The following is a 15309-nucleotide window of genomic DNA, read 5'->3' on the forward strand; positions in this document are numbered from 1 at the left end:
GTTAAGTGAAAGTCCAAATTTTTAATTTGGAAACTTGAACTTATGCAATCGAATAAAATGAGATTGTATTCCTAAGAAATTAACAGTCTCAGCTTCTTAACGTAAATTCTTCTACGTAATAGCTTAAATTCTAAAGTTCATCTAGATATTCTCTTCATACTATTTATAAGTTTTATTCTAAGTTCTGATACAGCCTTCTCTGCTTTATCTTATAGCTTATTTTAAATTCAAATTATAACTTCATAAATCATAAAACAATAAAATTATTAATTTACTCCGAAATGAATTTCATGAGAATCAATTGAAAAGTTTTATTTATAAAGTTAGTCTTATTTCATATTTATACTTTAAAAATCAACATTATTACCATAATACGTACAAGTATAAAGTTTCTCCATAGTTTCATCATCTATTTCTCTTGGATTAGAACCTGTACATGGATCCAATACTGCATTATGAGCTATAAATTTAAGATTACTCTTAAACTCATCTTCATCTACCCCATATTCTTTCATAGAGCATGGTATATTTAATTCTTTATTTAATTTATTTATTAAACCTATAAGAGCATCTGTTAACTCACAATCATTTTCTCCCTTTAAGCCAATATGTCTTGCTATATCACCATATCTATTTTCACAAGTTTTTCTATTGTATTTAATTACATATGGTAAGAAAATAGCATTAGCACAACCATGAGGTATATGGAATACAGCTCCTACTTTATGTGCCATAGAATGTACTATACCTAAAAGAGCATTTGAGAAAGCCATTCCTGCTAGACATTGAGCCTCATGCATTTCTCCTCTTGCCTCCATATCTCCCTTAAAGGAATTTACTAAATGAGTATTTACCATTTCTATTGCCTTTAAAGCTAATGGATCTGTAAAATTAGAGCTTTGACTTGCTGTATAAGCTTCAATAGCATGAGTTAATGCATCCATTCCAGTATGAGCTACTAATTTCTCTGGCATAGTTTCAGCCAAACTTGGGTCTATAATAGCTATGTCTGGTGTTATTTCAAAATCAGCTAGTGGATACTTAATCTTAGCTTTGTAATCAGTTATTACTGAAAAAGCTGTAACTTCAGTGGCAGTTCCAGAGGTTGATGGAATAGCTACGAATCTAGCTTTTTTTCTAAGCTTAGGTAATCCAAAAGGAACGATTGCCTCTTCAAATGTAAAATCAGGATACTCATAAAAAATCCACATAGCCTTTGCTGCATCAATAGGTGATCCTCCTCCTATTGAAACTATCCAATCCGGTCCAAAAGCTTCCATTTCTTTAGCACCCTTCATAACTGTTTCAACTGAAGGGTCTGGTTCTACTCCCTCAAAAACCTTTGTTTCTATTCCAGCTTCCTTTAAATATCCTTCAACCTTATCTAAGAAGCCAAATCTTTTCATTGAACCTCCGCCAATAACAATAAAAGCTTTTTTTCCCTCTAAAGTTTTTAGTATTTCTAAAGAATCTTTTCCATGATATAAATCTCTTGGTAAAGTAAATCTTGCCATGCTAATGCCTCCTAACATAATAGTAACATTGTATATTTTTTCAAATAAAATAGGTTTTATACTTAGTATAAAACCTACTTTACATTTTATTTCTTATAATTTAATTTTATTCCTAAATTCTATTTATTTTCTTTTTTCCATTCATCTAATTGTTTTTGCATTTCAACTTTTATATCTTCTAATCCTGCATCATATAATTTTTTATTTACTTTTTCTAATGTTTCTTCAGTATCTACAGAACCTGTATATAAAGGTCTTATAAACTCACTTAATACATTGTTTATAGCTGATATTTGTGTTACAACTGGCTCTGTATTAAACTTAAATCCCAAGATAGATGATGTCTTAGCATTTTGGTTAAACTCTTCAAAAGCATCCCACTTATCCTTAGGGTCAGAATCTAAAACATAAGTATCAAATAGATTTCCATAAGCCCAACTTGTTACATTGTATGGTCCATTCGGATCTCTCTTTATTTGATTGTCACTAACCTTTTCATAGTGAGTTCCTTCTAAACCAAACATTAGCATATTTCTTAATGTAGAATCAGTATTTACTAAATTTATAAGCTCCATTGCCTTCTCGGGATTCTTAGATGTACTTGATATAGCCGTCATAGCTCCTGTAGTTGAGTTATTTGTAACATATGAAGGCACTATTGATGAAGTTACAACTGGTCGTCCTAAAGATTCTCCCCATCCATTTTCAGCATAAGGTTGTCCATCAGCCTTCCATACAAATCTCTTTACTTCACTTTGCATGTTATTTACTGCTGCATCTTGGTTTATATATCCTTTTTCATAGAATTCTCTTAATTTAGTAAAAAGATGCTTTAATTCTTCAGTTTCATACATATTTTTAACTGTTAAACTTTCGTCATCATAAAATATCCCTAAAGGTGACATTATATCATCTATACCTTCTAAAGGAATTCCATCTCCTTGAGTATAAAATGGAACAAAATCTGGTTCCTTTTCTTTTATAAGTTCAAGCCATGGCTCTAAATCATCAACTGAATGAATATCTTGATATGGAACGTCATATTTTTCAACAAGCTCTTTATCAAATACCCACATAGGTGCTCCTGCTATTTCCTTTTGATTTGGAACAGCATAAATTTTACCATCAACTTCTGCTCCCTTCCAAAGTCTTTCATCTATAACACCTTTAAGATCAGCACCTTCTTTATCTAAAAGATCATTTAGTTCTAAAAAAGCTCCTTTCCTAGAATTATCTAAATATGGAAAAGCCCATGAACATGTAAATGCTAAATCGTATTCCTCTCCTGAGTTAGCTAAAACATTCATTTTTTGAGTGTAATCCCCAAAAGAAATATGTTTAATATCAACTGTAGCATTTATCTTGTCTTTTATATATTTATTTACTTCTTCCTCTACTATTTCATTATCAGCTGGTGCATCCCCTATTACATACCATACTAAATTAACAGGCTTATCTCCATCAGCGGACTTTGAATTTCCTCCAGAACCTCCACATCCCGTTAATACAACTGAAGTTGTAACCATAGCTCCTAAGATCATTGCTAGTATTTTTTTTTCTTTTAATCATTTTTATTTCCCCCTTAAATGATATTTAAACCACATAATTATATATGTTTATTTTTTTACCTTATATAACATATTGCATAGAAATTAATAAAACGTTTACGTTGAGTAGTTTTAAATTAATAAAGGGAGCTTACTAGCTCCCTTTATTAATTCTATTTATTTTCTTTTTTCCATTCATCTAATTGTTTTTGCATCTCAACTTTTACATCCTCTAATCCTGCATCATATAATTTTTTATTTACTTTTTCTAATGCTTCTTCAGTATCTACTGAACCACTATATAATGGTCTTACAAACTCACTAAGTACATTATTTAAAGCTGATATTTGTGTTACAACTGGCTCTATATTAAACTTAAATCCCAAGATAGATGATGTCTTAGCATTTTGGTTAAATTCCTCAAAAGCGTCCCATTTATCTGCTGGATCACTTTCTAAAACATAAGTATCAAATAGATTTCCATAAGCCCAGCTTGTTACATTATATGGTCCATTTGGATCTCTTTTTATTTGATTATCACTTACCTTTTCATAATGAGTTCCCTCTATTCCAAACATTAACATATTTCTTAATGTAGAATCAGTATTTACTAAGTTTATAAGCTCCATAGCCTTTTCTGGATTTTTAGATGTTGCTGATATAGCAGTCATGGCTCCTGTAGTTGAGTTATTTGTAACATATGAAGAAACTATTGATGAAGTTACAACTGGTCGTCCCAGAGATTCTCCCCATCCATTTTCAGCGTATGGTTGTCCATCTGCCTTCCATACAAATCTCTTAACTTCATTTTGCATATTATTAACTGCTGCATCTTGATTTATATATCCTTTTTCATAAAATTCTCTTAATTTAGTAAAAAGATGTTTTTGTTCTTCTGTTTCATATATATTTCTAACTGTTAAACTTTCATCATCATAGAAAATTCCTAAGGCTGTCATTATATCCTCTATACCTTCTAAAGGAATTCCATCTCCTTGAGTATAAAATGGAACAAAGTCTGGTTCCTTTTCTTTTATAAGTTCAAGCCATGGCTCTAAATCATCAACTGAATGAATATCTTGATATGGAACGTCATATTTTTCAACAAGTTCTTTATCAAATACCCACATAGGTGCTCCTGCTATCTCCTTTTGATTTGGCACTGCATATATACCTCCATCAACTTCTGCACCCTTCCAAAGTCTTTCATCAATAACTTTTTTAATATCTGATCCTTGTTTATCTAATAAATCACTTAACTCTAAGAAAGCTCCCTTTCTAGCATTCTCTAAATATGGGAAAGCCCATGAACATGTAAATGCTAAATCGTATTCCTCTCCTGAGTTAGCTAAAACATTCATTTTTTGAGTGTAATCTCCAAAAGAAATATGTTTAATATCAACTGTAGCATTTATTTTATCCTTTATATATTTATTGACTTCTTCTTCTACAACTTCATTATCAGCTGGTGCATCCCCTATTACATACCATACTAAATTTACTGGTTTTTCTCCTTCTCCCCCCGAAGAAGCACTCCCCCCAGAGCCACATCCAGTTAAAAGAGCAGATGTTCCAATCATTCCTCCTAATATTAGTGCCATTATTTTTTTGTTTTTAAGCATTTTTTCTTTTCCCCCTTAAGTAAAACTATTAATTCTTTGTAATATATATTTATTATGTAAACCAAATTATTATTCTTATTCTCCTAATAATTTATAAATCGTTTACATAATATAGATAAAGGTAATTACTAATAGATATTTAAAATAGGCTATGTTTTAAACCATTGTTGATTTTAGATAGAACTGTAAGACCATCTTAATAAACAGTTTAGAGTTTCTTTATCTATGGAGAAATAATAGCGTTAAAAGGCTTTTTCCGTTTGAGCGGTAGCGAGTTTAAAAGCCTTAGCTATTATTTTGAAATAGATAATAGAAACTCTCTGCGAAATTAAGTAGGTCTGAAGGGCTAGCTAAAATCAACATTCATCTAAAACAGAGCCTTAAAATAAAAAAATAGCTAACTTAAAATTAGCTATTTTTTAATAATTAGACTACATAAAATTATAAAATCACATTAAATAATCTTCTATTTTCTTAGAAAGTTCAAAGCTACTAAATTCTCTATTTCCTAATATGTTAACAACAATGTCTTTCTCTGGATATATTGCAGACATAAAGGTAACACCAGGATCCGAACCTGTCAAATAATATTTATATATCCCTTCTTCTCTTTTTATAATCCAAATCCCATATCCATAATAAACATCATAATTTACGTAAACATGAGGAGTTAACAGCTTCTTTGTTATATCTTCATTTAAAACTTTAAAGTTAATTAATCCTTTCCATAACTTATTCATATCCTCTTCTGTTACAAAGACTCCACCATCACCACCGCCTACAACTGGTATAGAATATATGTTGCTCTTTAATTGTCCTTTTCCCTCTTCTTCATATCCATAAGCACAATTTTCAGGAAGCATATCCATAGCAAAGTATCCTGAAGCTTTCATATTTAAAACATCAAATATATTTTCTTGTACAAAATCCTTAAAACTTTGTCCACTAACTTTTTCAACTATTAAAGATAAAACAACAAAACCAGAGTTATTATAAGCAAACTTTTCTCCTGGTCTAAATTTCATTTTTCCTTTTTTTAAAAGAGGTAGAAAATCCTTTGGTTCTCTTAAAAGATACATTGGAATCTCTCTCCAAAGTTCGCTAAAATCATCCATTTCATCCTCATCAAAATAATCAGGAATTCCTGAAGTATGAGTTAAAAGTTGTTCTATTGTTATAGAATCATCATAATTTTGTAAATCAATATAATTTTTTATTAAAGAATCAAATTTAAGTTTTCCTTCTTGAACTAATTTGCATATAGATATAGCAGTAAATATTTTTGCTCCTGAAGCAACTCCAAATCTTGTTTCTAGGTTATTTTCTCTCTTATTAGGAATATCTGCATATCCACATATTTTACTAAGTACTAATCCATTTTTATCCCTTAAAGTAAGAACTCCAGAAAAGTTTTTTATTTCTTTAATACCCTCACTTATTTCATCATAAACTCTCATTTTACCACTCCCATAATAGTTTCATTCCTCTAAAAATCTTCTAAATATATTCGTATTTATATATCTCTATTCCACTATAGTTTTTCTATATTTTGCCTCTTCAAGTATAATTATAACATTTAAATCTATTTTTAATATGAATTTAAACTCAATTTATATATGAATATTGTCTTTTAATGGTAAAATATAAGTATTAATTAAAAAGGAGAAAAGGTAATGAGAAATGATTATATTTTAGATTTAGCTGAATCCTTAGGCAAAAAACTAGGTAAGCTTGTTCACGATGCAAAAGAAGATTCTGAACCTATTTCAATAGAAAACTTAACAGACAAAGATATACTATCCCTTAATTTAAAAAAGATGATTTTAAAAGGAGAATATAATGAAGCAGAAGATCTATTATTTTCTTCTTTAAAAGATAATAAATTATATAATTTAGAAGAACTTTATCCTATTGCTACTTGGTTTTATAATGAATTATCTCTAAAAAGTGATAAAGATTTAAGCTCTCATAATTTTAGTAGAAGTGAAATTTCTCAAGGACTTAATGATTTTAAAAATTTAATGGATAAGAATAGTTATTAAACTTTCTACAAAAAAACTTTTCTGTAACCATTTCTTTTTAATTAAGAAACCATTACGTAACCTATATATAAGTTAAAACTATTATTATTTATATAATAGTTTTAACTCCTTACCCTTAAGTTTACAAACATATAAATTAGCCAGTATTAAAATAATTCTTTGATACTAGCTAATTCTTTGTTTAACTAAGTAAAAAGAGATGAAGTTTTATTAAAGCTTCATCTCTTTCATTTAAATACCAAGAAGACTTATCCTCTACTTGATAATAAATAGGCTTATTATTTATATATTTAAGAAATTATTTTACATTTTTGTTAAGTTAATTTATTATTTTAAGTCGTAAAAATACTGTTTTTTATTTTTTGTTTTGTTAAATTTATTTTGTAATCTTTATTTGGTTAAATTTGCTTTTTATTAATTTTATCTTTGAATTTAGAATAACTTGTTATTTATATTATTTTTTTATTTAACATTTATGTTAGCTTTATATTCACGCTCTTTCCAGTTAAGTCTTGTAGCAACTTTAGCTTCTTTGTTTAACTTAACTCCATCTAGCATGATTTCTTTAAACTTACTATATCCTGCCATGTCCATTAAGTGACCACCATGAAGGTATCTTGGTGAACCTTGTAGTACATATTTAGAGAATTTTTCCCAATTTTTTATTACTTCATATAATACTTCTTCTGTAATATAATCTAAGAATACTTCTCCAAGTCTAGGAGTTTTCTTACTTGTTCTTCCTCCTATTAAAACTCTATAATAAGTTTCTTTTGAACGAGTGAAGGCTCTTGTTGGACATGCTTCTACGCACTCTCCACATCCTATACAAAGTTCTTCATTTCTTATAACTTTTCCATTCACTTCTTGAATAGCTGAAGTTGAATGAGCTGCACATGCTCTTGCACAAGCTCCACAACCTACGCATCTATCATAATCATACTCTGGAATAGTAACTCCTATTATTCCAAAGTCTGTCATATGAGCTTTTATACAATCATTTGGGCAACCAGCAACACATATTTTTATGTGGTAATTACTTGGAAATATTATTTTTTCTAAGTTTCTTGCTAAATAAGGTGTTTTTGCATTAGCTTTTATACAATGATCTGCTCCAACACAAGCAGATATGTTTCTTGCTCCTAAAGTGGGATAACCATAATCATCAACCTCTAAGTCAACATTACAAAGTTCATTTTCAACTTCTTCTATGTATCCTCTAGCTAATTTATTTACTGCCTCTATATTGTCATATTTTATTCCTGGAATATTAAATGTTTGTCTAGTTCCAAAATGGAAACTTCCATTACCATATTTCTCTGCTATTTCTTGAACTAGGCTTAAATGTTTAGCACTTATTGTACCACCAGGAACCCTCATTTGAAACATGAATTCTCCTGGAACCTTTGATTCACGGAAACAATTGGTACGTAATTTATCTATATCAATATCTCTATTCATAGTTATACTCTTCTCCCTTTAATATTATCTTCCTAATTCTTTATAAATCTTATCTAATTCATCACTTAACTTATTTACTGTTGTTGCAAAGTTTATATATCTTGGACATATATCAGTGCATCTTCCACACCCTACACATATTTGCTCTTTAGAAACATCAAGCTTTGGTCTGTAGAATTTGTCTAAAACTCTTTGTCTTATTCTTGTTGGAACTATTTCACTCATGCTCTTATTTTTTAAAGCAGAAGATTTAACTAACTGACATCCATTCCAAGTTCTTCTTACTTCTTTTAATTTAGAATTATCTGAATGAGTTACCTCTTTAGTAATCATACAAGAGCAAGTTATACAACTCATATTACAACTTCCACATCCTATACAACGACTTTTGTAAGTGTTCCATAAGTCTAGTTCTTTAACTTTATCTAATACAACCTTGTCCCATGTTTCTATTTCTGGCCTTCTAACCTTTATTTCATTTTCCTTTGCAAATTCCATTTCAAAGCTTTCTTCCCTTGAATTCTCAAAGTATTTATTGAAATCATCATCCTTAACCTTTATAGAAATATCTCCATCTTCATGGAATTTAATTCCTAAAGAATAGTCATCTGATTGATTAGTTCCCATTGAAACACAAAAACATGTATCAAAGGATTTTGGACATCCCATAAGCATAAACTTAACTCTATTTCTTCTATTTCTATAGAAAGAATCATGCTTTAAGGAATTATCTATTCTCTTTATTCCGTGTAGGTCACAAGAACGTAAAATTATTAATAGATCCTTTTCCTCTTCTAAATCATCTGTTTTTAAAGATTTACCTTCAAATTGAAGTGATAATGTGTGATTTATTGGAATTAATAATTCCTTAGGTGAATATTGTGATTTCTCTTTATATACAACATCATTAAAAGAATTTATTTCACCATATCTAATATTATTTGTATAACTATGTCTTCCTTCCCCTTCAAAGCTTATTGGGGCATATATTTTATATTGTTTTTTTAACTGATTTATTAATTCATTGCTTTCACTTTTTGATAATCTGTAATCCATAAAAAATCCTCCATATTATTTTTTGTATTTAAGATGAAATAACTCATGTGCTTTTCCTTTAGTTGGTTCACCTATAAATGAATCATACATTTTTAATACAGAGTTATTTTTGTGAGATTTTCTCTTTGGTAAATTCTTATCTTGGTTATATAAAACAGAAGCTCTAAGCTCTTTAATATTAAATAGCTCTCTATTTTTAGAACTTACAAATGGTTGTCCACCACCATTTACACAGCCACCAGGACAAGCCATTACTTCTATGAAATGATAATTTCCTTTTTCCATCATTCCACTTTCTATAAAGTTAAATAAGTTTTTACCACCATGAATGACAGCAATCTTATACTCATTGTTTCCTATCTCTATAGTAGTTTCTTTTATTCCATCTAGTCCTCTTACTTCTTTGTAGTCAATATCTTCTAAAGATACACCCTCTAAGATATCTGTAGCAGTTCTTAAGGCGGCTTCCATAACACCACCAGTAGCACCAAATAGTGTTCCTGCTCCAGTATATTCTCCCATAGCTGGATCTGCATCTTCATCTTCTAAGTTAAGGAAATCTATGTTATTATTTTTGATTAACTCAGCAAGTTCTCTAGTTGTAAGTACTGCATCTACATTTTTTATATCATCATTCCACATTTCCTCTCTATCTGCTTCAAATTTCTTAGCAGTACAAGGCATTACTGAAACTGTAAATACTTTTGAAGGATCTATTCCTTCTACATATGGATAATATGTTTTACTTGCAGCACCAAAAATTTGTTGTGGAGATTTAGCAGAAGATAAATTATTTAATAGATTTGGATAATAATTTTCTACTAATCTAACCCAACCTGGACAGCATGAAGTAAACATTGGGAAAGGACCACCATTTTGTATTCTTCCAATAAGCTCTGTTCCTTCTTCTAAAATAGTAACATCTGCTGCAAAGTTTACATCAAATACCTTTGTAAAACCTAATTTTCTTAAGGCAGCATATAACTTACCTGTTACATCAGTTCCATAGTCCATTCCAAAAGCTTCTCCAATAGCTGTTCTTACAGAAGGTGCTATTCCTATAACTACATGCTTATCTTCATCTTTAAGAGCATCTAACACTCTATCTATATGAGACTTTTCACTTAAAGCTCCAACTGGACAAGCAACTACACATTGGCCACATAGTAAGCATTTAGTTTCATCAAAACAAGCTAAATTTTCTGGCCCTACACAAAGAGTGCCATCTTTATCTCTAAACCCCATGATTTCTGTTCCACTATTTTCTCTACATGCAGCCACACATCTTCCACATTTTATACACTTACTTCTATCAATGACAATAGATTTACTTCTATTATCTATGTACTTTTCATCATCAAAAACAAAATTTTCTGCTTTCTTTCCATTAACTTTTTTTATAAGTGCTAAAAATTCACAATTTTCAAGTCTTTTACATGTTCCACATTTAAAATTATGATCATTAAGTATTTGAGAAACTCTTTCTTTTACAGCCTTTTGAACTCTTTCATTAGCTGTGTTTATTATATCTCCTTCTTTTACCTTATAAGAGCACGCTCTTACTAAATCTTTTTCTGAACTTACTTCAACAAGACAAACACCACAATTCCCCATATTATTGCAATCTTTTAGAAAACATAGAGTAGGTATATCTATATTTTCTCTTTTTGCTAAGCTTAATATGGTTTCTTCATTTTTAGCAATAACTTCTTTTCCATTTATAACTACTTGGCACATAATATCTCCTCTAAAACAATTTATTTAAATCAACTATTTTATGGTAGCACCTTTATAATTCATTGTTAAATATCTATATTTTCTAAAACATATAAGTAAATACTTATATATAATTTAAAACTTTTGGTTAATACATTATAAATTACGTATTGGTTATAATGAAAAGTTTAACTTTATGAAACATATGGTATAATTGTAAATAAAACTTAAGATGAAAGGAATGAATTTATTGAAAAATAGATTGATATCGCTATTATTAATTGGATCTTTAAGTTTGTCCTTAGTTGGATGTAATGTTAATAATCCTGAAGGAAATTCATCAAATACAACAGAGGAATCAACTAAATCTAGATATGAAAAATTAAAGGAAAATGAAAATCAATTAGCTACTCCCGATAATATAGTATTTTTTAATGACGGTAAAGAAATAACATTAGATTCCTCAGATGAAAAATTCAATAAGATAGTTGAATTAACTAAGAAACGCCTAAAAACTATAGAAGGGCATTGTCAATGTGCCTTTCCTGTAGAAAATAAAGAAGACTATAGTACTTATGAAGGAGGAATACTAGAGTTTGTATATATTACTCCTCAAGAATTCTCATATCCTTTAGGTGAAAACCAAGTGGCTTCTAATAAATATACAAAAGCATTATTCCTATTAGGAGAAAATGAAACTTCAAATGAAACTATGTTTTTATATGATGATTATACTTTTCGTTCAGTTGCACCACTCTCTTCACCAGAAGATGTTAGAAAATTACTAACTGAAAATTAAATATATTAGTAAAAAAATAGATAAAGATTTGACTTTATCTATTTTTTTATTTAAAAATTCTTAATTTATATACAATATATCTATGATGATTAAGTTTAAAATTCCTTAATTATATTGCATTTTAGAATCGGTATTTTTTTATTTGCATTATCATTATTTACGACCACTCAAATTCATAATTATTTCATCATTTATTAACATTTCCAAGTATGATATAATTGCAATGGAAAAATTTAAATATAATGTGCTATTTAAAACTATTGTTGATTTTAGATAGAGTTAATTTTTACTTAAAATTAAGTAGTCTGAATGACTAGTTAAAATCAACACTCACCTAAAACATAGCCATTTTTTAATACAAAAACTTTTTAAAATATTAATATAAGAAATAGGAGATGATTTTTAATGGCTGTAGCAATAGTTCAGCAACAGCAGCAAGCAAATGATAAGATTAATATTGATTTATCTAACTCTAAAGTTGCTGTAGTAAAAAGTAAGGAGGAAAGTAAGCAACCCGAAAAAAAGCAATTAAACAACAAAGAAGATCTTAAATCAGAAAACAAAGTACAGTCTAAAAATGAACAAAAGCAAAACAAATCTAAAGTTGGACAAGAAGAACAGACTAAAGCTAAAAATAAAGACCAAGCAAAAACTAATGCAGAAATTAAAGAAGAGGTAAAAAAACAAAAACCTGTTATAGAAGAAGTTCAGTTACCTGTTCCAAAGCAATCAAGATATGCTTCTTTTGCAGTCTTACCTTCTAATTCAAATGACTTTGCATCAGATGTTAATAAAAGATTATATGAATATGAAAAGGTTAAGAGCAATCAAGCTAATGCTATGAATGAAGCTATTCGCTTACATAATGGGGACCCTAGTAATACTTGTGTTTTCTTCCAAGCTGCTTGTTTAAGAGCAATAGGAATACCAGTTCCAAATAATATTGGATATACTTCAGTCCTTTGGAATTGGTTAGAAGATAATAACTGGGAAATGCATAGAGATTTTTCAAACATCCAAAAGGGAGATATTATCTTTGCGGGTGAATATCATACAATGTGTTTCATGGGATGGAAGGATAAAGCAAATGGAATTGCTTATGTAATGGGAAATGAAGCCTATACTCAAGGAGATGCTTATGCAAATCGTAATTTAAATGGACAAACCCCTTCTAAAGAAAATGGATGGAATAGACAGTATAAAGCTACAAGATATTATAAATATAAAGGAAATGCTATAAAAGGTGATAGTAATTCCGATATTATTAATACAAGCACTACTACTTCAACTTCTTCTAGTTCACAGAACCATAAATATACTGTAGAATCATTTAAAGGGACTGTAACAGCTAAGCAAGATGTTTATATTAATGAAAAGCCATTTCCTACTACTGAAGGAATAACAGCTGTAGGACTTGCTCATGGAGGAGATAAATTCACTGTAACTGGCAAAGCATCAAATGGATGGTATGAGGTTCTTTATAATGGACAAAAGGCTTATATAAGTAATAAGTATACTAACTACACTGAAGCAAAAGAAGATTTATCTAATAAACCAGTTGAACCAACTACTCCAACTAAACCTAATAAGCCAGATGACTCTAAGAAACCAATTAATCCAAGTGAACCATCTAAAACTACTGATGAGTCTAAAGTGCCTGAAAAGCCTGTTACTCCAGAAAAACCAAACAAACCAGTTGAGCCAACAAAACCTAATGACTCTACTGATCAAAATAAAGAACAGGATTTAAGTAAACCTGTTAAACCAACTGAGCCTAGTAAGCCAGCAGAACCTACTAAGCCTGATAAACCTGTAGAGCCAAGTAAGCCTGTTGAAACAACCCTAAAAACAGCTTACATAAAAGCTAATGGTGGTTTATGGTTACATTCTAACAAAGATTCTTATACATCTTCTAGATTAGCCTTAATGGGTAATGGCTCAAAAGTTGAAGTCTTAGATGATAGTGGATCTTGGTTTAAAGTTAAATATAATGGAAACACAGGTTGGTGTTCAAAGGATTATTTAACTAACATAACTTCTACTAAGGTTCCAGGTACAGAGCCTTCAGAACCAAGTAAACCAGTAGCTCCTTCAAAACCTGATAATACAGTTGTAAAAACTGCTTCTATAAAAGCTAACGGTGGTTTATGGTTACACTCTACTAAAGATTCTTATATATCTTCTAGAATAACTATTATGGACAAAGGTGCAAAGGTTACAATTTTAGAAGAAAACGGTTCTTGGTTTAAAGTTAATTACAATGGAAATACAGGTTGGTGTTCAAGTGAATACTTAACAGAACCAGTTGCTTCTCAAAGTCCAGTAGTTAAACCTACTGAACCTAGCAAACCAGTAGAACCTACTAAACCTGTTAAGCCTGTGGAGCCAAGTAAACCTACTGAATCAACTATAAAAACAGCTTACATAAAAGCTAATGGCGGTTTATGGCTACACTCTAGTAAAGATTCTTATGCTTCTTCTAGGATGACTGTAATGAGTAATGGAGAAAAAGTTGAAATTTTAGATGAAAGTGGTTCTTGGTTTAAGGTTAACTATAATGGAACTATGGGATGGTGTTCAAGTCAATTTTTAACTAACCCAACAATTACATCTCAAGGTTCATCAACTAATCATACAGAGGAAAGTAAACCAGTTCAGCCAACTACTCCAGTTGAACCAAGTAGACCTATTGAAACAACTGTAAAAACAGCTTATATAAAAGCTAATGGTGGTTTATGGCTACACTCTAGTAAAGACTCCTATGCTTCTTCTAGAATAACTATAATGAACAAAGGTTCAAAAGTTACAATTTTAGATGAAAGTGGTTCTTGGTTTAAGGTTGACTATAATGGAAATATAGGATGGTGTTCAAGTGAATTTTTAACTAATCCATCATCTTCACAAGTATCTACCATATCTACTAAGCCAAGTACGAAAACAGCTCATATAAAAGCTAATGGTGGTTTATGGTTACATTCTAGTAAGGACACTTCTTCCTCATCTAGATTAACTAATATGTATAATGGAGCAAAAGTAACAGTTTTAGAGGAAGGCGATACTTGGTCTAAAGTTGATTACAATGGAAATATAGGATGGTGCTATAATAAATATATTATTCAATAAACTTTTCTATTATTTTAAATAAAACTATAAGAACATCTTAATAAGTATCTAAAGTTTCATTATCTATGGAAAAATATTAGTGTTAAGAGACTTTTTCTATCTAAGCATAGCAAGTTTAAAAGTCTTAGCTATTATTTTAGAGTAGATAATAGAAACTCTTTGCGAAATTAAATAGTTCCGAGGGACTAGCTAAAATTAATACTATATAAAAACTCCTTTTGTTAAAAAACTGGATTTAATCCTCGTTTTCTTCTAACAAAAGGAGTTTTTTATTTTCTCACTAAATCTCATGCTCTTATCTTTCAAAACCAATATCTATATATGTTATTTATTTTCTAATTTTATATTTTAATACATGTGATTAATTTTTGATACAATGACGGACTTCTGCCGGACTTTTGACGGACTTGAAGCCAGAGTTTTTCTAGT

The 15309-nt window shown here is 29.7% G+C and carries 10 protein-coding genes; 3 read left to right on the forward strand and 7 right to left on the reverse strand.

All coding sequences use genetic code 11. The features are described from left to right. Positions 1 to 347 precede the first annotated feature (347 nt). The 4 genes from AC2JAQ_RS08160 to AC2JAQ_RS08175 form a co-directional block, all read right to left on the reverse strand. Positions 348 to 1514, reverse strand: coding sequence for an iron-containing alcohol dehydrogenase (locus AC2JAQ_RS08160; RefSeq protein WP_488455986.1), 1167 nt, complete (start codon positions 1512 to 1514; stop codon positions 348 to 350). 119 nt (positions 1515 to 1633) lie between these two features. Further along, a complete protein-coding gene (locus AC2JAQ_RS08165; protein ID WP_488455987.1) occupies positions 1634 to 3040 on the reverse strand; it encodes an ABC transporter substrate-binding protein in 1407 nt (468 codons plus the stop codon). Positions 3041 to 3234: 194 nt separating this feature from the next. Continuing rightward, positions 3235 to 4683: an ABC transporter substrate-binding protein gene (locus AC2JAQ_RS08170; protein ID WP_488455988.1), complete on the reverse strand. Its 1449-nt coding sequence runs from the start codon at positions 4681 to 4683 to the stop codon at positions 3235 to 3237. Between the two features lie 449 nt (positions 4684 to 5132). Then, entirely contained in the window at positions 5133 to 6140 is a 1008-nt protein-coding gene (locus AC2JAQ_RS08175; protein ID WP_488455989.1) for a serine hydrolase domain-containing protein, read from the reverse strand. Positions 6141 to 6356: 216 nt separating this feature from the next. Here AC2JAQ_RS08175 and AC2JAQ_RS08180 point away from each other — a divergent pair, with 216 nt between their 5' ends. After that, positions 6357 to 6725 carry a DUF6483 family protein gene (locus AC2JAQ_RS08180; protein ID WP_488455990.1) on the forward strand — a complete coding sequence of 123 codons (369 nt, stop codon included), beginning with the start codon at positions 6357 to 6359 and terminating at the stop codon, positions 6723 to 6725. A gap of 462 nt (positions 6726 to 7187) precedes the next feature. Here the strand turns inward: AC2JAQ_RS08180 and asrC are convergent, their stop codons facing one another. Genes asrC through AC2JAQ_RS08195 form a run of 3 tightly spaced genes read right to left on the reverse strand, consistent with a single transcriptional unit; the run spans position 7188 to position 10979 of the window. Then, on the reverse strand, positions 7188 to 8186 hold the full coding sequence (asrC, locus tag AC2JAQ_RS08185; RefSeq protein WP_488455991.1) for a sulfite reductase subunit C: 999 nt from the start codon (positions 8184 to 8186) through the stop codon (positions 7188 to 7190). A gap of 24 nt (positions 8187 to 8210) precedes the next feature. Continuing rightward, positions 8211 to 9242 carry a 4Fe-4S dicluster domain-containing protein gene (locus AC2JAQ_RS08190; RefSeq protein ID WP_488455992.1) on the reverse strand — a complete coding sequence of 344 codons (1032 nt, stop codon included), beginning with the start codon at positions 9240 to 9242 and terminating at the stop codon, positions 8211 to 8213. Between the two features lie 15 nt (positions 9243 to 9257). After that, a complete protein-coding gene (locus tag AC2JAQ_RS08195) occupies positions 9258 to 10979 on the reverse strand; it encodes a ferredoxin hydrogenase (RefSeq protein WP_488455993.1) in 1722 nt (573 codons plus the stop codon). Between the two features lie 220 nt (positions 10980 to 11199). On the opposite strand from AC2JAQ_RS08195, the gene AC2JAQ_RS08200 reads away from it, so the two are divergent. Both AC2JAQ_RS08200 and AC2JAQ_RS08205 read left to right on the forward strand, forming a co-directional pair. Continuing rightward, on the forward strand, positions 11200 to 11757 hold the full coding sequence (locus tag AC2JAQ_RS08200) for a hypothetical protein (protein ID WP_488455994.1): 558 nt from the start codon (positions 11200 to 11202) through the stop codon (positions 11755 to 11757). A 405-nt stretch (positions 11758 to 12162) separates the two neighbouring features. Then, a complete protein-coding gene (locus AC2JAQ_RS08205) occupies positions 12163 to 14880 on the forward strand; it encodes an SH3 domain-containing protein (RefSeq protein WP_488455995.1) in 2718 nt (905 codons plus the stop codon). Positions 14881 to 15309 lie beyond the last annotated feature (429 nt).

Source organism: Clostridium sp. LIBA-8553 (assembly GCF_057782465.1).

Excerpts from the sequence above, each read along its gene's own strand:
- AC2JAQ_RS08200 (WP_488455994.1), top strand. The coding sequence starts at position 11,200 with ATGAATTTATTGAAAAATAGATTGATATCGCTATTATTAATTGGATCT.
- AC2JAQ_RS08180 (WP_488455990.1), top strand. The coding sequence starts at position 6,357 with ATGAGAAATGATTATATTTTAGATTTAGCTGAATCCTTAGGCAAAAAA.
- AC2JAQ_RS08195 (WP_488455993.1), bottom strand. The coding sequence starts at position 10,979 with ATGTGCCAAGTAGTTATAAATGGAAAAGAAGTTATTGCTAAAAATGAA.
- AC2JAQ_RS08175 (WP_488455989.1), bottom strand. The coding sequence starts at position 6,140 with ATGAGAGTTTATGATGAAATAAGTGAGGGTATTAAAGAAATAAAAAAC.
- AC2JAQ_RS08160 (WP_488455986.1), bottom strand. The coding sequence starts at position 1,514 with ATGGCAAGATTTACTTTACCAAGAGATTTATATCATGGAAAAGATTCT.
- AC2JAQ_RS08170 (WP_488455988.1), bottom strand. The coding sequence starts at position 4,683 with ATGCTTAAAAACAAAAAAATAATGGCACTAATATTAGGAGGAATGATT.
- AC2JAQ_RS08165 (WP_488455987.1), bottom strand. The coding sequence starts at position 3,040 with ATGGTTACAACTTCAGTTGTATTAACGGGATGTGGAGGTTCTGGAGGA.
- AC2JAQ_RS08205 (WP_488455995.1), top strand. The coding sequence starts at position 12,163 with ATGGCTGTAGCAATAGTTCAGCAACAGCAGCAAGCAAATGATAAGATT.
- asrC (WP_488455991.1), bottom strand. The coding sequence starts at position 8,186 with ATGAATAGAGATATTGATATAGATAAATTACGTACCAATTGTTTCCGT.
- AC2JAQ_RS08190 (WP_488455992.1), bottom strand. The coding sequence starts at position 9,242 with ATGGATTACAGATTATCAAAAAGTGAAAGCAATGAATTAATAAATCAG.